This is a genomic window from Pseudomonas sp. Pseusp97 (genome assembly GCF_047304025.1).
In the GTDB taxonomy this organism is placed as follows: domain Bacteria; phylum Pseudomonadota; class Gammaproteobacteria; order Pseudomonadales; family Pseudomonadaceae; genus Pseudomonas.
In genome coordinates this window covers 1-250 of the sequence record NZ_JBGLYK010000582.1, presented here as the reverse complement: position 1 = coordinate 250, position 250 = coordinate 1, and the positions used below count along the sequence as shown (strand labels likewise).

The 250-nt window shown below is 72.0% G+C and carries 1 protein-coding gene; it reads left to right on the top strand.

Features of this window, described 5'->3' with window-relative positions:
* Nucleotides 1-250 (top strand): pyridoxal-phosphate dependent enzyme (locus ACCC94_RS30415; RefSeq protein WP_413353261.1); only part of this gene is annotated, 250 nt, incomplete at both ends.

Here is a 250-nt window from a genome sequence, read left to right as displayed (position 1 = left end):
CCTTCGCGACCGAGCTGGGCGAACTGCACCGCACCTACACCGGCAGGCCATCGCTGCTGACGGAGGCCCGCCGCTTCGGGGAGGCGATCGGCGGGGCGCGGGTGTTCCTCAAGCGCGAGGACCTGAACCACACCGGCTCGCACAAGATCAACAACGTGCTGGGCCAGGCGCTGCTGACCCGCGCGGTGGGCAAGAAGCGGGTGATCGCGGAGACGGGGGCCGGCCAGCACGGCGTGGCCACGGCTACGGC